General features: G+C 57.6%; 33 protein-coding genes. 25 read left to right on the forward strand and 8 right to left on the reverse strand.

Features of this window, described 5'->3' with window-relative positions:
* Positions 1–8: 8 nt before the first annotated feature.
* The 7 genes from Q0974_RS11150 to Q0974_RS11180 all read right to left on the reverse strand — a co-directional run bounded on the left by Q0974_RS11150 (position 9) and on the right by Q0974_RS11180 (position 1,992).
* The gene (locus Q0974_RS11150; RefSeq protein WP_299327585.1) at positions 9–278 is read right to left on the reverse strand and encodes a hypothetical protein; all 270 of its coding nucleotides are present in this window, start codon (positions 276–278) and stop codon (positions 9–11) included.
* Complete coding sequence (locus Q0974_RS11155) at positions 275–574, reverse strand: hypothetical protein (protein WP_299327587.1); 300 nt, start codon at positions 572–574, stop codon at positions 275–277. The genes Q0974_RS11150 and Q0974_RS11155 overlap by 4 nt, the downstream gene beginning before the upstream one ends.
* Positions 567–749 carry a hypothetical protein gene (locus tag Q0974_RS11160; protein WP_299327589.1) on the reverse strand — a complete coding sequence of 61 codons (183 nt, stop codon included), beginning with the start codon at positions 747–749 and terminating at the stop codon, positions 567–569. The genes Q0974_RS11155 and Q0974_RS11160 overlap by 8 nt, the downstream gene beginning before the upstream one ends.
* The gene (locus Q0974_RS11165) at positions 746–931 is read right to left on the reverse strand and encodes a hypothetical protein (protein WP_299327591.1); all 186 of its coding nucleotides are present in this window, start codon (positions 929–931) and stop codon (positions 746–748) included. The genes Q0974_RS11160 and Q0974_RS11165 overlap by 4 nt, the downstream gene beginning before the upstream one ends.
* Positions 931–1,194, reverse strand: coding sequence for a hypothetical protein (locus Q0974_RS11170; protein ID WP_299327593.1), 264 nt, complete (start codon positions 1,192–1,194; stop codon positions 931–933). The genes Q0974_RS11165 and Q0974_RS11170 overlap by 1 nt, the downstream gene beginning before the upstream one ends.
* Before the next feature lie 116 nt (positions 1,195–1,310).
* Complete coding sequence (locus Q0974_RS11175) at positions 1,311–1,628, reverse strand: hypothetical protein (protein WP_299327595.1); 318 nt, start codon at positions 1,626–1,628, stop codon at positions 1,311–1,313.
* A gap of 46 nt (positions 1,629–1,674) precedes the next feature.
* Complete coding sequence (locus tag Q0974_RS11180; protein WP_299327597.1) at positions 1,675–1,992, reverse strand: helix-turn-helix transcriptional regulator; 318 nt, start codon at positions 1,990–1,992, stop codon at positions 1,675–1,677.
* Between Q0974_RS11180 and Q0974_RS11185 the strand changes: the two genes are divergently transcribed.
* On the forward strand, positions 1,991–2,284 hold the full coding sequence (locus Q0974_RS11185; RefSeq protein ID WP_299327599.1) for a helix-turn-helix transcriptional regulator: 294 nt from the start codon (positions 1,991–1,993) through the stop codon (positions 2,282–2,284). The two genes, Q0974_RS11180 and Q0974_RS11185, sit on opposite strands and share 2 nt — an antisense overlap.
* 2 nt (positions 2,285–2,286) lie before the next feature.
* Here the strand turns inward: Q0974_RS11185 and Q0974_RS11190 are convergent, their stop codons facing one another.
* The gene (locus Q0974_RS11190) at positions 2,287–2,610 is read right to left on the reverse strand and encodes a hypothetical protein (protein ID WP_299327601.1); all 324 of its coding nucleotides are present in this window, start codon (positions 2,608–2,610) and stop codon (positions 2,287–2,289) included.
* Positions 2,611–2,798: 188 nt separating this feature from the next.
* On the opposite strand from Q0974_RS11190, the gene Q0974_RS11195 reads away from it, so the two are divergent.
* From Q0974_RS11195 to Q0974_RS11310, 24 genes are all read left to right on the forward strand, one after another.
* Entirely contained in the window at positions 2,799–2,945 is a 147-nt protein-coding gene (locus Q0974_RS11195) for a hypothetical protein (protein WP_299327603.1), read from the forward strand.
* A complete protein-coding gene (locus Q0974_RS11200) occupies positions 2,899–3,660 on the forward strand; it encodes a hypothetical protein (protein ID WP_299327605.1) in 762 nt (253 codons plus the stop codon). The genes Q0974_RS11195 and Q0974_RS11200 overlap by 47 nt, the downstream gene beginning before the upstream one ends.
* Positions 3,653–4,066, forward strand: coding sequence for a hypothetical protein (locus tag Q0974_RS11205; protein ID WP_299327607.1), 414 nt, complete (start codon positions 3,653–3,655; stop codon positions 4,064–4,066). The genes Q0974_RS11200 and Q0974_RS11205 overlap by 8 nt, the downstream gene beginning before the upstream one ends.
* A complete protein-coding gene (locus tag Q0974_RS11210; protein WP_299327609.1) occupies positions 4,063–4,212 on the forward strand; it encodes a hypothetical protein in 150 nt (49 codons plus the stop codon). The genes Q0974_RS11205 and Q0974_RS11210 overlap by 4 nt, the downstream gene beginning before the upstream one ends.
* Positions 4,205–4,543: a hypothetical protein gene (locus Q0974_RS11215; protein ID WP_299327611.1), complete on the forward strand. Its 339-nt coding sequence runs from the start codon at positions 4,205–4,207 to the stop codon at positions 4,541–4,543. The genes Q0974_RS11210 and Q0974_RS11215 overlap by 8 nt, the downstream gene beginning before the upstream one ends.
* 202 nt (positions 4,544–4,745) lie before the next feature.
* Complete coding sequence (locus Q0974_RS11220; protein WP_299327613.1) at positions 4,746–5,414, forward strand: hypothetical protein; 669 nt, start codon at positions 4,746–4,748, stop codon at positions 5,412–5,414.
* Positions 5,415–5,555: 141 nt separating this feature from the next.
* Positions 5,556–6,989, forward strand: a complete 1,434-nt coding sequence (locus Q0974_RS11225; protein WP_299327615.1) for a DnaB-like helicase C-terminal domain-containing protein — start codon at positions 5,556–5,558, stop codon at positions 6,987–6,989.
* Positions 6,990–7,172: 183 nt separating this feature from the next.
* The gene (locus Q0974_RS11230) at positions 7,173–7,481 is read left to right on the forward strand and encodes a hypothetical protein (RefSeq protein WP_299327617.1); all 309 of its coding nucleotides are present in this window, start codon (positions 7,173–7,175) and stop codon (positions 7,479–7,481) included.
* Complete coding sequence (locus Q0974_RS11235) at positions 7,478–7,753, forward strand: hypothetical protein (protein WP_299327619.1); 276 nt, start codon at positions 7,478–7,480, stop codon at positions 7,751–7,753. Before Q0974_RS11230 ends, Q0974_RS11235 begins: the two co-directional genes overlap by 4 nt.
* A complete protein-coding gene (locus Q0974_RS11240) occupies positions 7,746–8,315 on the forward strand; it encodes a hypothetical protein (RefSeq protein ID WP_299327621.1) in 570 nt (189 codons plus the stop codon). Before Q0974_RS11235 ends, Q0974_RS11240 begins: the two co-directional genes overlap by 8 nt.
* Positions 8,316–8,505: 190 nt before the next feature.
* On the forward strand, positions 8,506–9,243 hold the full coding sequence (locus tag Q0974_RS11245) for a hypothetical protein (protein WP_299327623.1): 738 nt from the start codon (positions 8,506–8,508) through the stop codon (positions 9,241–9,243).
* Positions 9,244–9,270: 27 nt separating this feature from the next.
* Positions 9,271–9,534: a hypothetical protein gene (locus Q0974_RS11250; RefSeq protein ID WP_299327625.1), complete on the forward strand. Its 264-nt coding sequence runs from the start codon at positions 9,271–9,273 to the stop codon at positions 9,532–9,534.
* 1 nt (position 9,535) lies between these two features.
* Positions 9,536–10,006, forward strand: coding sequence for a hypothetical protein (locus Q0974_RS11255; RefSeq protein ID WP_299327627.1), 471 nt, complete (start codon positions 9,536–9,538; stop codon positions 10,004–10,006).
* Between the two features lie 91 nt (positions 10,007–10,097).
* A complete protein-coding gene (locus tag Q0974_RS11260; protein ID WP_299327629.1) occupies positions 10,098–11,348 on the forward strand; it encodes a terminase family protein in 1,251 nt (416 codons plus the stop codon).
* Positions 11,333–13,171: a hypothetical protein gene (locus tag Q0974_RS11265; RefSeq protein ID WP_299327631.1), complete on the forward strand. Its 1,839-nt coding sequence runs from the start codon at positions 11,333–11,335 to the stop codon at positions 13,169–13,171. Before Q0974_RS11260 ends, Q0974_RS11265 begins: the two co-directional genes overlap by 16 nt.
* 282 nt (positions 13,172–13,453) lie before the next feature.
* Positions 13,454–14,170 carry a hypothetical protein gene (locus Q0974_RS11270; RefSeq protein ID WP_299327633.1) on the forward strand — a complete coding sequence of 239 codons (717 nt, stop codon included), beginning with the start codon at positions 13,454–13,456 and terminating at the stop codon, positions 14,168–14,170.
* 16 nt (positions 14,171–14,186) lie between these two features.
* The gene (locus Q0974_RS11275) at positions 14,187–15,275 is read left to right on the forward strand and encodes a N4-gp56 family major capsid protein (RefSeq protein WP_299327635.1); all 1,089 of its coding nucleotides are present in this window, start codon (positions 14,187–14,189) and stop codon (positions 15,273–15,275) included.
* Positions 15,276–15,326: 51 nt separating this feature from the next.
* Positions 15,327–15,479: a hypothetical protein gene (locus Q0974_RS11280; protein WP_299327637.1), complete on the forward strand. Its 153-nt coding sequence runs from the start codon at positions 15,327–15,329 to the stop codon at positions 15,477–15,479.
* Positions 15,476–16,057, forward strand: a complete 582-nt coding sequence (locus tag Q0974_RS11285) for a hypothetical protein (RefSeq protein ID WP_299327638.1) — start codon at positions 15,476–15,478, stop codon at positions 16,055–16,057. The genes Q0974_RS11280 and Q0974_RS11285 overlap by 4 nt, the downstream gene beginning before the upstream one ends.
* A complete protein-coding gene (locus Q0974_RS11290) occupies positions 16,050–17,441 on the forward strand; it encodes a packaged DNA stabilization protein (RefSeq protein WP_299327640.1) in 1,392 nt (463 codons plus the stop codon). The genes Q0974_RS11285 and Q0974_RS11290 overlap by 8 nt, the downstream gene beginning before the upstream one ends.
* Positions 17,434–17,979, forward strand: coding sequence for a hypothetical protein (locus Q0974_RS11295; RefSeq protein ID WP_299327642.1), 546 nt, complete (start codon positions 17,434–17,436; stop codon positions 17,977–17,979). Before Q0974_RS11290 ends, Q0974_RS11295 begins: the two co-directional genes overlap by 8 nt.
* The gene (locus tag Q0974_RS11300) at positions 17,976–18,344 is read left to right on the forward strand and encodes a hypothetical protein (protein ID WP_299327644.1); all 369 of its coding nucleotides are present in this window, start codon (positions 17,976–17,978) and stop codon (positions 18,342–18,344) included. Before Q0974_RS11295 ends, Q0974_RS11300 begins: the two co-directional genes overlap by 4 nt.
* Position 18,345: 1 nt before the next feature.
* Positions 18,346–20,337 (forward strand): hypothetical protein, encoded by a 1,992-nt coding sequence (locus tag Q0974_RS11305; RefSeq protein WP_299327646.1) that lies wholly within the window; start codon positions 18,346–18,348, stop codon positions 20,335–20,337.
* Positions 20,337–21,065 carry a hypothetical protein gene (locus tag Q0974_RS11310; RefSeq protein WP_299327648.1) on the forward strand — a complete coding sequence of 243 codons (729 nt, stop codon included), beginning with the start codon at positions 20,337–20,339 and terminating at the stop codon, positions 21,063–21,065. Before Q0974_RS11305 ends, Q0974_RS11310 begins: the two co-directional genes overlap by 1 nt.
* Positions 21,066–21,171 lie beyond the last annotated feature (106 nt).

Genomic DNA, 21,171 nt, shown 5'->3' on the forward strand with positions numbered 1-21,171 from the left:
GGGGCGGTTCATCGCCGGTATTCGAGGACATATTCTTTAGCCTCGTCCCTAGTCATGTCCTCGCCGGTCCAGTCATTAGTGATCGGCCCGTCAACCGCATCGATCATGTCGCAGATCGCTTGCTTCTGTGTGTCTGTATCACGCTGCTGCATTGCGCCCATTGAGGTCGGCTCTTCATGGTAGCGCTTGAAAGCCTCATGGGCGGCGCTGCCTTCGTTGAAAGACCAGCCTTTGAGAGTGCCCCATTTGAGCAAAAGGTGTTCGGTCGTATCGCTCATGTCGTCGCTCCATATTTACGGTCCAGCGCGGCCTCCATTTCCTCGGCTGTGTGCGGACACGACAGCGAGCTTTCGCCACAGATCGGGCAAGGTGGGTACGGCGCGGCGGGGTTGAGGGGCTGTGGCAGATCGTCGATAGGCTGAAGGGCTTCAATGGACGGCATTCCGCACAAGTCGAGAAAGTCGCCAGCGGTGTATTTGCCGCGCACCATTTCCTCGCGCGCCGCCTCCATCGCCTCAACACGGCACAGATCGCACCTGTCCTCATAGGGAAGGTCACAGCAGGGGTTAGGCATTGAAGCTCTCCCCGCATAACGGGCAGTAGTCTTTGCCTGTCTCGTAAAGGTGTTCGCCGCGCTTGCATGATGGCGTTTGCACGATACGGCGCTTTGCATCACGCTGGGCGATGTCCCGCCTGCGCTGTGCAATGCGGCCGGCCCTGGAAAGGGGATCGTGCGTTTCGTCGCTCATGCCGCCAGCTCCGCCATCTCGCGCCGCGCACGTTCGGCCGGTGTCTCGGCATCTTCACGCATACGCTCGGCAACATCGTCTGCGTTCAGGTCGTACCCATGGCAGTGCGTGCCAAGCCATTCGATCAGGTCGGCCAGCGCAAAATCGTCCAGCGCTGTTATCTGTGCTTTGAGGGAGGGCATTAGGCCGTGGCCTTGGGGAGCGCCTTGACGTCCATGGCGTCGGCGGTCATCATCTTGGCGGTTTCGCGGCCAGCGCTTGCAGCCTCATCGGCAACAATTTCAACAATGCGCCGCGAAAGATCAGCGGAAAGGTTTAACTTGACCTCTCCACGCTCGCCCTGAACTTCTATGGTGGCTTCAAACGGCGCGGAAGCTTTTACCTTTCTGTAGCTGCCGTAGTAGTCGCCTTGGCGCCGAACTGTCAGAGACTTGAGGATCATCATTCGCTCCTGCATTATGCAAGAGCGGGGTGCCCTTGCTTACAGGGGCGTTGTAACAATTTGTTGCAATTGATGCAAGGGAAAAATGCAACTATTTGTTGCAATCGAGTTGGGCTAGGTCATTCGCATGCCAGCGGCGGGCGCTCAAAGCCCGTCATAACCCACGTTTCCAGATTATCATCCCAACGACCGTACATTGTGTAGGCGCAGCGGTGATTAATAGGCTGTCCGCCGCTGATCTGCGTGTTCTGAGACCAGTAGACGCTATTGCCGATTGCGGTCGCGCTTCCGGTGTTGCTTTGGTAGGTCGGCGTGACATACGAGCGATCCATTACCCATTGAAAGGCGCGGGTGCCGTCCGGCATGTCGAAAGCGTTGGCTGGAGGCCCGTACCGCACCATCACTTGTTGTATAGGATCGCCGACGAAGCCGTCCATTATTGAGCTAGCACAGCCTGTTAGCGCCAAAAAAACTGCTAGCGGCCTAATCATCGGTGCCGGTTTTGGTGATTGTTTTGGCAATTTCGGTTAACTGCCTTTTCTCGCGTAAGCTGGCGTGAGCCCATATATCAATAATGTCTGCGTCCAAATCGGATGGGTCGTGTTCCAGCAGCATGCCTGGTGTCGTGTCAAGTGCGGGCGCAATCTTGCGAAGCCACTTTGCCGACAATTCCGTTCGCCCTCGCTCCAAATAGCCAACAACCTGGTGGCTCGTACCGATCCGTTCGCCCAACTCCGCCTGCGACAGCCCGCGATGTTCACGCCATGCGCGCAGGTAGTTAGGAGCGTCTGTTTCGGACATGGCAACATTTTGGCGCAATCCCGTATCCGTCGCGATAGGCGGGCTGTTGCAAAAAGTTCTTGCATTATATGCAACAATATGTTGCAATACAGTCATGGCGAAGATTCACGATGACATTGCGGCGGAAACGGGTGTGACTGCGGCATATGCGCGAATGCTAGACAATGGCACGCGCACTCCCTCGCGCGATCTTGCGTACGAGATACACGAGAAGTTCGGCCTAAAGTTCGGCCATCTTGCCAATATGTCGGATAAAGACATTGCGACGCTCCGCAAGTTGGAGCGCGCATGACCCTACGCCCTGCTATCGAACGCGACGACAGACGCTTGTTCAGCATTCCATTTTTCGATGGCGTCCTGGACCCTCGCGCTGGTCTGCATGGCATGGGGGATCGACATGGAGCGTATAACCCTCTGCGATCCGCTGTAGCTGGTGAGATAGACCATGCCGTTTCGGATTTCGGCTTCGGACGGTTCCGTAAGCTCAACAATGGCCGTGGTTTCGGGAACGATAATTTGACCGCTTTTCGCGGTTTTGACGGCGATAATGATGACGCCAACCGCACAAACGCACGCGGCAATGCAAATAACAAACCACATAATCGGATAATCGGACATTCAGGCTCCCCCTCCATGCGACGCTGGGGTTCCCATGTCATCGCCTTATTTCGACCCGATCGAACAGCATTACGCCCATTTGCGGCGGTTACAATATTAAGACCACCTTTACGGGTGATTACTTGTTCGCTGCGGACCTTTTTGGGGGGGTATAGTTTCGCGTCCAACCTGTCCTTTCGGGTGGGTGCATGACCATCCTCGGTATCATCATCGCCACTGTCTGTTCCACTCTCGCGGCTGTCGTCATCGCTGCGAACCTCTTGCTCCGCTCGCTTGGCGACGATCCCGATGAGTATCGGGCGGATGATATCGGCGAGGGGTCTAGCCATGGGTAGCGCCCTTATCGCTTGTGAGTTTTCCGGCATTGTCTGTGCCGAGTTCCGTAGACGCGGGCACGAGGCCTGGTCGTGCGACGTGCTGCCGACCGAAGGCAATCCGGCGTGGCATATCCAGGGCGATGCAATTGAAGCCGCCTATTCGCGGCCATGGGATATTCTGATCGCGCATCCGCCCTGCACCTATCTGGCGAACAGCGGTGCGAAGCATCTGTATGCGGGCATGAAGAAAGAGAACGGCCCGAATGCCGAACGCTGGGCAAATCTCGGGGCGGCTGCGCAGTTTTTCCTGACCCTCTGGAATGCGCCGATCCCGCGCAAGTGCATCGAAAACCCGATCATGCTGGGCCATGCCCGGCGACTGTTCGGTATTCCGAAACACAACCAGATCATTCAACCGTATGAGTACGGGCATGGGGAGACCAAGGCGACCTGTCTGTGGCTGCACAATCTGCCTGATCTTGAGCCGACAGACGAGGTTGCGGGCCGCGAACAGAAAGTGTTTCGCATGGCCCCGTCGCCTGATCGCTGGAAAGACCGCTCGCGCACCTTCCGGGGCATCGCGCAGGCCATGGCTGACCAGTGGGGCGCACTTATCACCGACACGCCTAACGGCGTTAGCGCGGCCAGCGCTCCCTCCGCCCGGTCGTGCGATGTTTCTTCTCCTTTCCATGAGGCAAACACTGGCACGAAAGGTCAACGGAATAATGGCTGACGAAAACGCGATCATGCGCGATACGCTGCTGACGATCCGGCATGAGCTGGACAGGCGGCGCATTCCCTTAAAGGTGTGTGCGGCCAATGCAGAGGTGTCCTATTCGACGTTTCTGTCGTGGTTCCCGGCCAACGGCACGCCGCAAATACCATCGCTGGCGTCTTTGCCTAGATTATCGCGCGCCCTGCCTGACGATCTGCTTTCGCTACTGGTTCCCGATGGCCTGTATATCGTGCCCGGCCCGGAAGGCGTTGACTATGACGATGTAGCAAGGGGCTGCCACGCCTTCCTGAAAGCCAAAACTGACGCCCACCATCCCGATAGCCCGGACGGTCGCGAGATAAGCGACTGTGAGCGCGACACGCTTGATGCGCGGGTGATTCCGTTGCGGGGGAAGGTGGGGTGAAGATCAAAAAACGCATAGCCCTATGGAAGCTGGAACGCCGCCGCCAACGCAATCTGGCGAGCCTCGATCTGCAATCATGGTTGAAAAACCACAACGCACAGATGCGCCGCCTGGGACGGCGGGAGAAGGTGTTGGGGGATGGGTAGTGTGATCGTGCTCCCATTCCCCCCTGCGAAGCTCTCAGGCCATAATACGGGCCATTGGGGCGGCAAGAGTGGCGACATAGCCGCCCTGCGTCTCGTGGCGAAGCGAAAGACGCGAGAGGCGGCCCCGGAGATACCCGAAAAGGGCGACATAAATATCCATTTCCGTTTCGTGCCGCCGAACCGGCGCGGAGACCGGGTGAACTTCCCCAACAGAATTAAGCCGCTGATCGACGGGATCGCGGACGGGCTGGACGTGAACGATGCGCGGTTCCTGCCCAGCTATGAATTTGCCGAGCCCGCAAAGCCCGGATGGGTTGAGGTGACGCTGTGATAGCCACACTCAACCGATCGGATGGCACCTATGAGCGGCTGCGATTCGTGAAGACGCCCCGCGACATAGAGATAGACGAGATCAACCGCAGGCGGGCCTACAGGCGCGAACGGAGCGCGCGGCGGCTCGGAATAGCCCAGGACCGCCGATACGGCTTGCAGACGCTTGGAGAGGCCGCATGGCGCGTTGTGGAGCGAAGCCAATGACAGGGTTCGTGAAACTGCATAGGGGTTGGCGCGACAGCCCGATCTTTCGCGGCAAATTCAGCCGTGGCGAAGCTTGGCTATGGCTGCTTGAAAACGCCTGTTGGAAAGACACGCAATTCGACATCAACGGCAAAACGGTGATGCTTCGCCGGGGGCAATTGGTGACGTCACGCGCCAAATTGGCGGGTGCCTGGGGGTGGTCTGGAAGCGCCGTAGAGCGGTTTTTGACCCGTTTAAAAACCGAACAGATGATCGAACAGGAAACCGGACAGGGGCGATCAGTCATAACCATCACAAATTACAGGAAATATCAGGATAGAGAAAGCGAAACCGGACAAGAAGGCGAACAGGAAACCGGACAGCGACCGGACAGCGACCGGACAGCAAAAGAAGAAAGGGAAGAAAAGAAAGAAGATAAGAACAATAATGATTACGCGTTTTTTGGTCGCGTCATCAAGCTGACGCCCATCGACTTCGGCAAGTGGGAGAAGGCGTACGACCGGCTAGACCTTCGCGCCGCCCTCCAATCCCGCGACGACTGGCTGGCGTCCGAGGCCGATCCAAGTCTGCGCAAAAAGTGGTTTGTCTCAACGTCGAACTGGCTGGCGAAAAAGCAGCAAGAGGGTTTTGGCGGCGAAGAGATGGGGGAGTTTGCGAGTGTATGACTTGGCGACCAAAGCGAGCGGGCAAGCAGCTTTGCCCCGAGTGCAGCCACACGCGGAAAAACAAAAAGGATCGGTGCCTGTCGGTATCGAAAACGGAAACGGGTTTCGTGTGGTTTTGCCACAATTGCGGATGGAGTGGGCATGACGGAACAGATTCACGAGCGGCATCTGGATTGGATCGAACGGCGCGGGATAAGCTTGGAGCTAGCCGTCGCCATGGGGCTGCACACGAAAAGCGAAGGCGGAAAAAACTGGCTGGCAATTCCGTATCAGGAAAACGGGCAGGCAGTGAATCACAAATACCGGCTAACCAGCGAAAAGGCGCACCGCATGGACGAGGGCGCGCCGCTCACGCTGTGGAACCACGATGCGCTGCACGAGGACCGATCGGGGCCGGTTTTGATAACGGAGGGGGAGTGGGATGCGCTGGCGGCGATAACATCCGGGTTCACGCGGGCGGTGTCGGTGCCGAACGGCGCGCCACAAAGCTGGACAGAGAATGTGGAGGACGCGACCCGCTACCAGTTCATGCGGCGGAACCAGGCTCAACTAGACCGGATCGAAAGTTTCATCGTGGCGACCGATAATGACGAGCCGGGGCGTATCCTCGCGGCGGAATTGGTTCGATTGCTAGGCCCCGAACGCTGCAAGACAGTTCGCTATCCCGATGACTGCAAAGACCTGAACGATGTTTTGATCCTGCATGGGGGCGGCGCGGTGCGGGACTGTATCGATGCGGCAAAGGACTATCCGGTCAAAGGACTCTATCGTGCCGACGATTTCCCCGAGCCACCGCCTATTCAATCGCTTGATATCGGGATCGACGGAATGGATCGGCTGTTCAAGCTCGTGCCGGGAACGTTTGCGGTCCTGACGGGCTGGGCCGGGCAGGGCAAGACAAGCCTGTTGCTGGCAATGCTGGCGAAGCTCCTAAAGCGCGGTGTGCCGATGGCGGTCGCATCGTTCGAGACGATGGTGAAGCCGATCCTTATCCGCAAAATGAAGGCGGCTATTCACGAGTGCGCGGAGTTCGACGACCTTGCCCTTAAGCGCAACGATGCCGACGAATTGCTCAACACCAAGTTCGGGATCATCGCCCACTCACCATCGGATGACGATACGGAAATTGATCTGGAGTATCTGTTGGAGCTGGCAAAGGTCGCCGTATTGAGGGATGGCATTCGGCTTTTGGTCATCGATCCATGGAATGAAATCGAGCATAAGCGCGACGCTAACGAAACCGAGACGGAATATGTCGGCCGAGCTATCCGCGAGCTGAAAAAATTTGCGAAAAACTACCAGTGTGCGGTGTGGCTGGTTGCCCATCCTCGTAAGCCGCAATCGGACGGCGCTGGTCGTGCGCCGGGCCTATACGATCTGGCGGGATCGGCGAATTTTGCGAACAAGGCGGATTATGGGCTGGTCGTCCATCGCGGCGATCTGACTGGCAGCATTATCGATGTGAAGGTCGTGAAGGTTCGCATGGGCCTGCCCGGCATGGTCGGCAAGGTGACGCTCGACTTTGACCCGCAGACATCGAGCTACACGCCGTTCCGCATGGCGCACGCAGCATAGGAGACAAAACACCATGACCGAATGGCAAGACATATCGACAGTGGGCGATGGACGCGACAAGCGCATCAAAGAGCTTGAGCGACGCGTTGCGCAGCTAGAGGCTCGCCTTGACATGCTGTGCAGTTCTGGCTGCGTCCCTGCTTGGGCTATCGGCTATGACGCACCCCCACCGGAGCAAGACACATGAGCCGCTATCGTTCAAAGCCGTGCGAAATTGAAGCGGTACAGATCACGGCTGCCGACTTTAACGGTAAAAGCTGGGATGGCTCACCGTTTAGCGAAAAGCCTGATTGGCTGCTGAGCGCAATTGACGACGGCCGTATCACGGTCGCGCCGGAGAGCAACGAACACGACTACGCTATCTGGCACATCAATACCATTGAAGGCGAAGTGATAGCGCGCCCTGGTCACTGGATCATTCTGGGCATGGAGGGAGAGTTGTACCCCTGCAAGCCAAGTGTGTTCGAACGCCGCTGGGAGAAGGTCACATGAGCGAGATGGTTGAGCGCGTGGCGCGGGCGATAGCAACGGCGCAGTGGGGCGAAGATGATCGCATAGCGACTGAGGGTGACTTCATGGCTGCCCGCGCCGCCACCAAGGCCATGCGCGATCCTACGGATGAGATGGTGCGCAAGGGCGGTCATGCGAATGCGGAAGATTGGGACGGCGATGCTTACTCGAAAGACCCGCAGCGATGGGATGAAGACTCCCGCCGCGTTTGGCAATCCATGATCGACACAGCCCTAGGGGATGAGGATGGCTAGATCGGGCCGCAAGCGCAAACAGGGCGTCAAGCGCTACTCCAAAGGCAAGTCCAAGGGCCGTATCCAGCGCGCTCAGCCCCATGACAAGGGTAGCGAGGGCTATCAGCGCCGCAGAGCCGAGCATGAGGCGCTATGGGGCCGTAGAGCATCACAAGCCTATGACGCGCCGGGCAGGGCATGGGCGGCCGGATTGATAAGCGATCTGGAGCGCGATGCGTGCCGCGTGTTCAACATGGCCTATTGGTCAATGATACCAGGCAAGCCTAGATCAACCACGCTTTCGCAATTCGTTCCCGAGGCGCGCAACATGCGCGTTGGCGAATGGCTGACCGAAATGGAAAGGCAGGAACGCGAGCGCCGCCGGGAGGCCATGATAATCGACGTGACGAACCGGATCGATGCCTTGGGCAGGCACGTGCGCCGGGCTTTCGACATGGTGGCTGTAGACGACACCGCAGATGAAGGACCTGCATGGCTGGACCGGCTGACAAGCGCCCGCCCGCATGACGTTGACCGGGAGATGATGAAATATTGCAGGCGCGGCATCCGGGAGCTGTTTTGAGGGGCTTGACTTTTGGCGGCAACATCTGTATGCGCAAATGCAAAGTAGGAATTGCGCCTAGCGCACAGGGCTCGACGGGAAACTGCCGGGCCTTTCCGCAGCGAAATAACCTATTCCCGCATCCGCCACCCGGCGCACCTCACATAAACCTTAGTGGATAAGCACGTCCGGCAATGGCTGGCGCGGGGAGATGGCTATGCTGGGAATTGGGTTTGGCCTAACGACAATTCGGTATCCCGGTATAGACCGGCGCGTAGCATCACTCTCTCCAACCGCATGGTATGACCCATCCGACCTTTCGACGCTCTGGCAGGATACAGGCAAGACAACGGCTGTAACCGCTGCTGACGATCCCGTTCGTGTTGTCGAGGATATCAGCGGCAATGGCAATGATCTCGTTGCGCCATCTGACGCTGCGCGGCCGCTCTATAAGACAGCCGGTGGCCTTCGCTGGTTGGAGTTTGACGGCACCGACGATGCGATGGCGGATGCTTTCACGCTGGTCCGGCCTTGGGAGAGGATTACAGCCCTACGTGTGTTGACCTATGTCAATAGCACGGCGATGTTAGACGGTTACACGCTCAGCGGCGGTCGGCTGCGGATGATCGCCCCCGATCCGGGGCTGAACTTTTTTGCCGGTTCAAGCTTGGATTTCACAGACGAAGTGGCAACCGGCAATGATTTTGTCGCAACGATGCGCGGAGATGGGTCGTCAAGCCGTGTTGCGATTGATGGCAACGCCTATGCGACGGGCAATGCGGGCACAAATGACCCTGATGGGGTTTCGGTAGGCGCGCGGGGCGGGCTAACCGCGCTCTTTTCGAACATGCGCTATTATGGCGACTTCATCAAATCAGGAACCATGTCTGACGCAGACATCGCAACCGTTCGCACGTGGGCGGCGGGTAAGGCTGGGGTGTCGCTATGACGCAATACGCAAATCTAAGGAAAAGCAATGGCTGACACATTTGGATATGAAAACGCGGTGGCGGATCCCGCCTCAACAGCCGTTGCGGTTACGCCAAATGACTCGACCGCACTCGCCCGCACGACAAAAGCTCTTTATGTCGGAACAGTCGGTGACGTTGCCGTAAAGATGCGGGATAGTGGGAATACAGTGACATTCCCGAACGTACAGACCGGCTCAATCCTGCCCGTCCGTGTAACGCATGTGATGAGCACAAATACAACCGCCTCTGACATTGTTGCGCTAAGTTAAGATGCCGCGCGTATTTGAAGACGACCAAATTCAGGAGCTTTTGGACCGCACCGAAAAAGGTGAGTCTCTCACAAGCATCACCGCCGATTCAAGAATGCCGGGACGAACGACGGTCTACAATTGGCAAGACAGTGATCCCGATTTTTCCGAACGTTTCCGTGTAGCCAGAGCGCGCGGCGTCCATGCGTTGGCTGAGGAATGTTTGGAGATAGCGGACACAGCAAAGCCTGAGGATGTGGCCGTCGCCCGCGTTCGCATAGATACGCGGCTCAGGCTGGCCGGGAAGTGGCTTCCCAAGATTTACGGCAATTCGGTTGATGTGAAGCATAGCGGGGAGATTCGGAACCGCCATGACCTCAGCCGCCACACAGCCGATGAACTCGACGCGCTTGAACGCCTTGTCGCAAAAGGTTCCGACGCTGAGGGAGATAAGAGCGGAGAAGGCCAGGCGGGGTCTGATACCGTTCACTAATTACACCAACCCAAGCTATCAGCCTGCCAATCATCACAGGCTAATCGCGGACAAGCTGGAAGCCGTTGAGCGCGGTGAAATAGATCGCTTGATGATCTTCATGCCGCCACGCCATGGCAAGTCTGAGCTGGCCTCTCGGAAATTCCCGGCGCGGTATCTTGGTCTGCACCCGTCAAGGCATGTCATTGCCGCGAGCTACAACAGCGATCTCGCCAAGGATTTTGGCCGGGACGTGAAGCATCTCATGCTCGGGCCTGAGTTCGGTGACATATACCCCGGCGTTCGGCTGAGAGACGACAGCCAAGCCGCTGACCGCATGAATACGGAGCAAGGCGGGGCTTATTACGCTGTTGGCGTCGGTACCGCGACGACGGGCCGTGGCGCGCACTTGGCGATTATTGATGACCCGCTCAAGGATCGGGAAGAGGCGGATTCGCAAAACACACGCGAGAAGGTTTGGGATTGGTATCGCTCGACATTGTTTACGCGCCTCATGCCTGGAGGGGCGATAGTTCTTATCCAGACGCGCTGGCATGAAGACGACTTAGCTGGGAGGCTTTTAGAGGCGCAGCCGGGGCAATGGGATGTGTTGGAGCTGCCAGCCATTGACAAGGCTGGTCAGGCTTTGTGGCCCGAATGGTATCCGAGAGATGTTCTCGATAGGATAAGAGACACTATCGGCCCGCGCGAATGGTCTGCGCTTTACCAGCAGCAACCGCAACCAGACGAAGGCACATATTTCCAGCGCGAATGGTTCAAGACATGGCGAAAGCTTCCCCAACTGCGGGTTTATGGCACGTCAGACTATGCCGTTACCGAAGGCGGCGGGGATTACACAGTCCACACCGTTTGGGGCGTGGACGCAGATGACAATATCTATCGCATAGCAAAGTGGAGCGGCCAAACTGCCGCAGACGAATGGATCGAGCGCAAGCTGGACCTGATTGCCAAGTACAAGCCGCTGGCCTGGTTCGGGGAGGGCGGGGTGATCCGCAAGGCAATTGAGCCGATGCTGACCCGCAGGATGCGCGAGCGCAAGATATTTTGCCGCATGGAATGGATTGCGAGCGTTGCCGACAAGCCGACGCGCGCAAGGGGCTTCCAGTCACGCGCGGCGATGGGGAAGGTGTTCTTTGAACCCGGAGCCGATCTGAGCGAGTTTCTTATGTTCCCGGCCGGTAAGCATGATGACGAAGTCGATACGGCCAGCTTGCTTGGTCAGGCGTTAGACCAGGCGCACCCGGCCATCGTGCAACGCAAGCGGCGCAATGAAAATGAAGATGCTTGGGATCGGGCGTTTGCCGGTACCGAAGGCGAGGAGGGCGGATGGAAAACGATCTGACTCGCCCGGCCCCGGAGGTCGCGCCCATGGTGGCAATGTTCGATGAGTACGAACAGGCGACGCAAGAAGAGCGTCCGCGCAATGAGCGAGACATCGACTATTACCACAACCATCAGTTGACGGCCAAAGAGATAGCCGAGCTAAACCGCAAGAATCAGCCCGTCGTCACTTACAACCGCATTCGGCGCAAGATTAACTATCTGTTGGGCATGGAGCGTCAGGCGCGCCGCGACCCCAAGGGCTTCCCGCGCAATCCAGGTGACGATGAGGCGGCCAAGGCGGCCACTGACGGTATCCGTTACGTGTGCGACAGCGAGGATTGGGACGAAGTCAAGTCAACGGCTTGGGAGGACATTCTTGTTCCCGGCACCGGGGCGGTGATGGTCGGCTTGAAACAGGACAAATACGGCCTGACACCGTCGTTGATGGGGATACGCTGGGACAGGCATTTTGCGGACCCGCATTCTATCCGCCACGACTATAAGGACGCGACCTATCAGGGCATCGTCACCTGGTATGATCGCGATCCAGCGATTGCCCAATGGCCTGACGGAAAAGAGGCCATCGAAACGACCATATCTCGTTTTTCGATGACCAGCACGTTCGATGACAAGCCGCAATGGTCAAAAATGTGGGCAGACCGCCAACGTAATCGTATCCGGGTTATCGAGCTTTACTATCTGTCCGAGGGTGTCTGGCATCGCTGCGTATTTACGCATGGCGGCTTTTTGGAGGACCCTGAGCCATCGCCCTATCTTGATGAGGAGGGCGAGCCGACAAACCCGATTGAAGCGCAGAGCTTGTATGTGGATCGGGACCTAAACCGCTACGGCGACGTGCGGGACATGATTTCCCCGCAGGACGAAATCAACAATCGCAGACGGCGTGCTCTGCATCTCTCCAATGCCCGTCAGGTCCGGCTCGGTTCCAATGCCCTTATGGGGCCGAAAGAGGTCAAGAAAGAGCTGGCGCTGGCCGATGGCGTTCTTGAGGGCGATGACATCGAAATTCTGCAGACGGGCGATATGAGCGCGCTGAACATTAACCTGCTGCAGGATGCAAAGAACGAGATCGATCTGTTGGGCGCTAATGCTGCCCTACAGGGCAAGAATGAAAACGACATGTCCGGCCGGGCCATTCTCGCCCAACAGCAGGGGGGCATGGTTGAAGTGGCAATGCCGTTGGATCGGCTGCGCCATCTGACGCTGCGGGTGTATCAGGCGATTTGGAGCCGCATTCGTCAGTCATGGGATGGCCCGCGCTGGGTCCGGGTCACAGAAGAACAGGGCAATACGCGTTTTGTCGGCTTTAATCAGCCCGTCACGGTCGGTCAGGTCATGCAGGAGCGCATTGAACAGGATGAGGCCCTGCAGGCAAGGGTGGCAAGCGATCCCGCCGCCCAGCAGCGCCTACAGGCGTTTATGCAGAGCCCGCAGGCGCAGCAGGTGGCCGAAGTGCGCAACATGCCGCTGGAAATCGACATAGACATTGTGATCGATGAGGGCATGGACGCCCCGAGCGTTGAGGCCGAACAGTTTACCGAGCTGGCGAAGCTCGCGCAAAGCGGTCTGCCGATCCCGCCCGACATTCTGATTGAGGCGTCTGCCCTTCGCGATAAGGAAAAGATACTTGAAAGGCTGCGTCAGCCCGATCCTGCACAGCAGCAGGCTCAGCAGGTTGCGCAGGAATTGGCGATGCGGCGCGAAACGGCCGAAATCGGCAAGATCGAATCCGAGACATATGAGAATATGGCAGAGGCTGAGCGTGATGCGACGGAGGCCAATGCGAGGGCAATCGAAACTGGCCTGAGGGTGGTGGAATGACGCTCTTGGACCGCATCGGCAAACGTATCTCGCGTAGACTTTACCGGGCATCTTTTGCGGACTGGCGCTTGGAAAGCAGGGCTCGGATTTTCGCCGATAGTTGGCCGTGGTCATGGCGCAAAGATGGGCGCTGGCGACACATACTGCCGGGCATCAAAAGACTGAAACAGGACAGCCGCCGCCGGGCTTAACGGGCGTTTCGATAGTCAGTGGTCGTTTTCACTGGCCCCGCCGCCGGGGACCGGGCGTTTCGTCATGCCTACGACACAGGCAAGGGAAAGCATGGATAAGGAATTAGAGGAAGCACTTGAAGAGCAGCCGGTAGAAGAGGTTCAACCCGATTCTGCCGTCCCGACTGAGCCCGAGGTTCCAACCGAACCGAGGGTGCCGACAGAGGCCGATGCGGTGGCAGCGCCGCCGGGGCTTTTGGAGGAACGGGACAAGCGCAAAGAAGCAGAGTTTGAAGCGCGACAATTGCGCCAGCAACTCGAACATCTGACCCGTCAAGAGCCGGAGCCTGAAAAGGTGCCGGATGTATTCGAAGAGCCCGAAAAGTTCGTCGAATATATGCGTGGCGAGATGCAGAGGTCTCAGGCCTCAACTGCGGAAGCGCTGTTCAATCAGAACCTCAACTGGTCTGAGCGTATGGCTGTGCAGCAGCACGGCCGGGAATTGACCGAGGAAGTCAAGAATTGGGTCATTACCGACCTGAATCAGAGCGACCCGGCACGAGCGCAGGCCATTATCCAGAATGCGGACCCGTACGGAACGGCCATTCAGCTTTACCAGGAACAGAAGAACGCACAGCAATTTGAGGGCATGGACGCCTCTCAGATTGCGGCGTTCAAGGCGTTTCTGGCGCAACAGGATGGCAAAACAGCGGAGGCCCCGAAAGCCCCCGTTGCCACAGCAAACGCGCCGTCCAAAGCTCCGTCAACCAAGACCCCTCCAGTGGCTTCGCCGGAGGATATTGACCTTGATGAGATTTTCGGCGGCTGATCTCAAGGAATGAAAAATGGCACAGACTGCAGCCGCTGCGGGCCTTACGCCCCAGCAGTGGGATGCTCAGTTCAATACTGAGTATCTCGGTAACAACCCGTTCAAGCCCTATATGGGCACGGGCACCAACTCGATTATCCAGGTCAAGCGGAACCTGACGAAGAAAAAGGGTGACTCGATCACCTATGCCCTCGTCAATAAGTTCACCGGCTCGGCCAATGACGGTACCTCAAAGCTGGAAGGCAATGAGGAGGCGGGTGTCAGCCGGTCACACAAGCTGACCGTAGGCCTTCGCCGCAACGCGTTCTCGACGACCGAGTTCGAAGAGCAGAAATCAGCGATTCCTTTGCGCAAGGCGTTCAAGGATGAGATGATGAATTGGGCGATTGAAGAAGATATCGATCGCGTGATTGAGCAGCTCTATTCGATCAACGGCGTCGTCTATGGTTCGGCTTCCGAGGCAAACAAGGATGCATGGCTTGTCGATAATGCCGACCGCGTGCTTTTCGGCGCGGCGAAGGCCAACAATTCGTCCAACGATCATTCGGCTTCACTGGCGAATGTCGATGCGACGAATGACAAGCTGACGCCGGACGCGCTCTCGCTGATGAAGCGGATTGCGCTGTCAGCCAATCCGAAAATCAAGCCGGTACGGGTCGGCGGGAATAACAAGCGGTACTATGTGGTTTTTGCACACCCGCTGTGTTTCCGTGATCTGAAAGCCAATTCGACGATCCAGCAGGCCCAGCGCGAGGTCACTCTTGCCAACCAGAACAACAAATTGTTCCAGGGCGGCGACCTCGAATGGGACGGCATGATTATCCATGAAGTGGATGACATGACCACCCTGTCGGGTGTTGGTGCAGCCAGCATCGATGTTGGCGGCGTGTTCTTGTGCGGTGCGCAGGCCATGGGTCTTGGCATCGCCAAGCCTTGGAACACCGTCGAGAAGACCGAAACGGACTATGACAACGAGTATGGCTGCGGTGTTCGCTGCATCGACGGACTCGACAAGATGACGTTCGGATCGGGCTCCGCTGACACCGACGATCTCAAGGATCATGGCGTTGTGACCGGCTATTTCGCCGCCGTCGCCGACGCGTAATCCTGAACCGGGGCGGGCTTTCGGGTCCGCCCCTTTTTACGGAGAACCGAAATGGCAAAGTTCAAGCACAATGTCCCGGGGGGCCCTGTCCCTGTGTACGGGCAGAAAAAGAAGATCAAAGCCGGAGTCGTTTTTGAAATCAAGGACGAACGTTTGGCTGAGAAGGCGCGTTCGAACCCGGATTTTGAAGAGGTCAAGAAGTGACTACCTGTGCGGAAGTCATCGCGTTTGCCATGCGGCGAGCGCGGGTCATTGAGCCCAGCTCAAGCCCGACGACAGAAGAGGAAGCGGACGGCATGATCGTTCTGCAGGACCTCTACAGTTCATGGGTCGCCAATGGTATTTTCGGGCCGCTGACGCAGGTCTACAAGACCGAGGATTACACGGCAAAAGAGGGCGAGCGGGTCACTACCACGGGGTCGCCGACGATCACGGTTCCTGACGTCTACACCGACAATGATGTGCTGGACACGCCGCGCACGCCGTACGACCTTTCCGTTGTACAGGTAGCCGATACGGTGGCGGACACGGTCAACACCTATATTTACGACCGCACGCAATGGGTAGATATTGAGGGGCTGGTCAAGACCGACAATGCGCCATTGGAGGGGTTTGGCGTTGGCGGGCTGGGGGCCTGTCTTGCATTCGAATTGGGCGAGTTTTTCGGGTCATCGGCTAGTCCGGGCCTTATCCGCGCCCGCAACAGGTTCATAGGCGCACTGAGAACGACATCAGGCCGCGCTTGTCATGTCGAGCCGACCGAGAACACCGACTATGCCTAACGCGTTCCTGGGTACGTCTCATTTTGACCGCGAGCAATTTGCCGAGATCATTCTGGAGAACATGCTACCCGAGCGTGTGCCGACCGAGGACGAGCCGGTTGCGCTGCTTTCACGGCGTGGACTTGTTGAGGAATTGGAGGTCACGGGAGTTGGTGAAGTAGAGGGCGTTTTCAGCCAAGATGGAACGCTCGGCGGGGACTTGTTTACGACGGTTTTGGGAACGCTTTACCGTGAAACAACCTCGCTCGGCGCGATGGGAGTGACAAGAGTCCCATCTTTCGCTGGCGGCGATGACCAGATTGTTGCCACCACGGGGGCTCGCCTTAAGCACTATAACGGAACAACCTTCTCGACGCCAACATTCCCCGATAGCGCCAATGTTGTTGCTGTCGGCTATCTCGACGGCAGATTTCTTGCCGTTCGCGAAAATTCGGACCGGGTGTATTATTCGGCTATTGGCGACGGAACGTCTTGGGATGGGGCGGACTTTATTGAGGCCGAAAGCGAACCGGACGCGCTGCGCGATATTCGGATATTGAACGGTACGGCTGCGCTTCTCGGTTCGCAGACAATAGAGTTTTTTGCGACCACTGCTAACGCATCACTGCCCTACCAAAGGATTCAGCTCCGTAGCTATGGTCAAGGCCTGCTAAACGTTAATGCCTGTGATGTCGTATCGATCGGCGCGCGGGACAGTCTGGCTTTCGTAAGTGCTGATTTTGGTGTTTATTTGGATACAGAGAAAGTGTCGCCGCCTTGGCTAGACCGCAAAATCGAAGACGTGGCGGGCGCTGAAATATTGCTGTTCGGCTTTGTGTTGGACGGACATCATTGCTTTGCTGTTTCGCTAGTCACGGAAACCTTTGTGTTCGATACGCAAACTGGCGCGTGGGCTGACTTTGGGTCATCGGGGAATAAATGGGGTGCTATCGGCTCCGCTGTCCATAATGGCCTGACTGTTTTTGCCGCCGCCGGGATCGCCAAGGTAGTTAAGTTCGGAGGCGAAACAGAAAATACCGATAGTGCGCTTGACGGCAACACAGAATTTACCCGCACCGCAACCGCTATCATCAGGTCAGATTATCCATTCCCGATAGACGACATCACCGCCGAAATGGCGGTGGGGCAAACTACCTCCTCCACGCCTCCAACGTGCGACATGAGACTTTCGCGTGATCAGGGCGAGACATGGACAAGCTGGCGCTCGGCTTCTTTCGGCGCGACAGGTAAATATCGGACTCGGGCGACAATTCGCCGATGGGGCATGATCGACGCGCCGGGTGCTGTGATTCAGTGGCGCTATACGGGAAATGATGCGGCAGTAAGGCCAAGGCTTTCTGCGATAAAATATAACACTCTGGCAGCGAGCCGTGACCGTGGCTGATCTGGAGCGACTCGAGGCGTTTGAGCCCATCGTCACGCCTGACGGAATGCCTGAGACGCAGTTCCAGTACCTCATGCAGCGCATCATGGAGGAACTCGAAAACAGGCTGTCGCTGGAAGGCGGCACGCTGACGGGCGGTTTGACGATTGATGGTGACTTAACGGCTTCGGGCAATAATGACTTTACTGGACTTACGGATTTATCCAGGTCCGGCACTGTCCAAATGCGGGTTGGTTACGCCACTGGCGGGGTCCGAAACAGCCGCATTGATTTCTATAATGGCGAAACGACTCTTGTTGCCAATATGCAGCAGGTCTCCGGCAGTCAGGTTAGAATAACCAACGAAAGCACCGGCGACTATCTCAATCTCGGCAACGCCGCTGGCGAACTAGAGTATCATAGCGGATCGGCCACTTATGACATCGGCTATTCGGACGGCACGACAGGCGGTTCCGGGTCTGCGGGCGCAGGCAATCAATATGTCGAGCTGAACATAGGCGGCGCGACGTACAAAGTGCTGCATGACGGAACGGTTTGACCCGCTCATTCGACGCAAACGTAATTTCGCAAATCATTGGAAAGAATGTTTGGGCAGCGGTCGCCAACCGCTTGAACGTGTTCCTTATTGATCCTGCGGGACTGTTTGCTTTCGAATGGCGCGGGCCGGGCAATTTTGAGGGTCATTGGGCGGCCACAAGCGATAGTGCGATCAAATGCGTGCGGGCGGGGAGAGAGGCCCTGCGCCTGATGTTCGCAGAATATGGCGCGGAACAGATTTGGGGCGCGACTCCGATAGCCAATGAGGTGGCGCGTCGATTCAACACACTGTGCGGGATGCAATCGCTCGGCATTGTCGAAATGCCGGATCGCGGACCTGCGGAGATATTCGTGAAAAGGATGTAGTATGCCGACAAGCCTTATAAGCGCTGGCATCAGCGCCATCGGCTCTATTGGTGGTTCACTGCTTGGCGGCAGCTCTACCAAAAAGGCCGCGCAGACCGCTTCCGATACGTCTCTTGCCGTCAACCAGCAGAATAACGCGCTTGCACAGAATATCTACAATCAGAATGTCAATCGTTCTAATCCATTCGTGCAATCGGGGATCGGTGCAACAAATCGTCTGAACAGTATTCTCGGGCTTGGGTCCGTATCTAGTGGTAACAATGCGGCTCCGAGCTTTCCCAGCTACGGGGGTGGTGGCTCACCGAGTTTCGGGGGCACATTCCCGATAATCCCAGGATACACGCCGCCAACGTCAGGCAACGCCTTCTCTGGTATTCGTCGCGAGGGCATGATGCCGGGCCTTGTCCATCCCAATTCAGGTGGCGAGCCCATTATGCTTCCGGGCTTCGGCCCGCCTGCGTCTATAGCGCCCGGCGGTTCACCCCCTTTCACCAACGTGCCCGGCGGGCTTGTGCCGGGCTTTGGCAATCAGCCGCAGAGCAACCAGACATATACGCCAACCGCTCAGACCACATCTCAGCCCGCACCGCAGGGCGACCCGTTCGCCAATTTCCTGAGCGCGGGCAATCTTGATGCTGGCGGCCCTGCCGCGCAGTCGCTTTCGTCCGATGTTGAGTATACACCTGCATCTCGCGGCTCGAACTTTTCAACGAGGGTGAGGTATACACCCGCTTCGCAGGGCCGGCTGTTCTCAACCAGAGTAAGGTTCCAGCCCGCTTCGCAAGGCGAAGAGATCGAAAATGCGGACAGGTTCGTAAGTACGCTTGCAGGTCCATCCTATTCCAGCCTGTCAAGAAACCAAGACCCGAGAACCGGTCGTGCCCAGACCTCACTATCGCAGTTCCGTCCGACACGTGTCGGGGGCGAGCTGACAAGCGGTATGATCGGCACCGCGCTCGATCCCGGATCGTTTGACGATTACAGGGAAAGCACCGGTTATGATTACCGGCTTGGGCAGGGCGTAGAGGCCTTGCAACAGGCAGCGGCTTTTGGCGGTTCGCTCAATAGCGGCGACACGATGCGTTCCCTCATCCGCTTTGGTCAGGATATCGGCTCTGCCGAGCGCCAGAATTATCGAGGCGAGCTGGACAACTACATCCGCTACAATGACGCCTTTGCGCAAAATGAGCGAGGCTATCGCGATGACAGGTCCGACCTGCACGAGGCTCGTCTGACCGATAACAGGCGCTACACCGACACATTCCGGCGCGGCGAGCGGTCCTATCTCGATAATCGCTCTGATTTGAACCAAGCTCTCGACAGGGACAATCAGCGCTATGTGGACGCCTACCGGCGCGGGGAAAGAGGGTATCGCGACGACCGCCGGGACTTGAATGTTGACCGCCTGACTGACAATCGGCGCTATGCCAACAGCTTTGCGGAAGCGCAGCGCGGTTACGTCGATGCTCGCTCGGATGCTGATTTTGCGCGCCGCTTTGCCGTTGGTCAATATGGCGATCAGTTCGCAGAAGCAAAGCGCGCTTATGTCGATAGTCGCTCAGACGCAGATTTTGAGCGGCGTTTTGCGCTTGGCCAGTATGGCGACCAGTTCGCTCAGAACCGCCGGGAATATGCCGATAGCCGCTCGGATGCGGACTTTGCCCGCCGGTTCGCAGTTGGGCAGTATGGCGACAATTTCGCACGTTCGGAACGCGCCTACCAAGACAGCCGGGGCGACTATGACCGTGCGCTGAGAAACGATCTGTTCCAGCTCTACTTGCAGCAGCTTTCTCAGCAGCAGGGCGTGGGGCTGTCAGCCTCTAACGCACTTGCGGGTGTCGGAACCAACTATGTCGGTCAGGTATCCAGCAACAACCGAGCTGCTGCCGACATAGCCGCTCAAGCTGCTATCGCGCGTGGCGCGGCCAACAATAATACATATAGCAGTATCGGTAATGCGCTTGGGTCATTTATCGGGGGGATTAACTTCTGATGGTTGATTTTTCGCCGCTCCTGCAGACGCAGGAACGCATCGCCCCGATGTTTCAGGCGGGGCTTGCGCTCGGCCAGCAAAGGAATGCGCTGGCACGGCTGTATGATAGCGAAACAGGCAATGATAACGAAGCGCTTGGCGATCTGTATCGCGTAAACCCGCAATTGGGCGCGCAGCAGGAGCGCCGCCGCCGCGACGATCAGCTTATCGATTTGCGCACACAACAAGCCGCCGCCGCCCAACAGGAGGCCCAACGTGAGCAAGCAATGAGCCTGCAGTTGCTCGGTGCGCGGTTCATGGCCCCTGCGAACCAAGAAGATTATCAGGCGAGACGCTCAGCAGCGATTAGCCGAGGGGTGCCGGAGCAGGCTATTCCACCCGCTTACGATCCGGGCTTTATCGAACAGCAACGCCTTATTGTGGAGGGCTCGTCTTCTCCCGATCAAACGGCGTTGATGCAGAATATCGAATATATTCGCTCGCTTGATCCAAGCATAACGCCACAGCGCGCTGCTGAGATTGCGCGGCAGAATATTGTGAGGCCCATCACGATAGGCAGTCCAGCGACCGGCGTTGACGTTATCGACACGACGCGTCCAACGAATGCCTCGCCGATCCGCCGCAACCCCGAAACGGGTGAGATGGTGCGCTGGAATCCTCAGACCGGCCAATGGGAGCCCTATACAGGAGACGCTGGCGGCAACGCTGGCGGCGGGTTTCCGCAGTAGCGGACGGTCGCGCGGGGAGCGCAACAACAACTATGGAAACATCATGGACGGGCGCTTTGCCCGATCGCAGCCGGGCTATGCTGGTTCGGATGGCACGTTCGCCCGG

It is taken from the genome of Parasphingopyxis sp. (genome assembly GCF_028279465.1).
In the GTDB taxonomy this organism is placed as follows: domain Bacteria; phylum Pseudomonadota; class Alphaproteobacteria; order Sphingomonadales; family Sphingomonadaceae; genus Parasphingopyxis.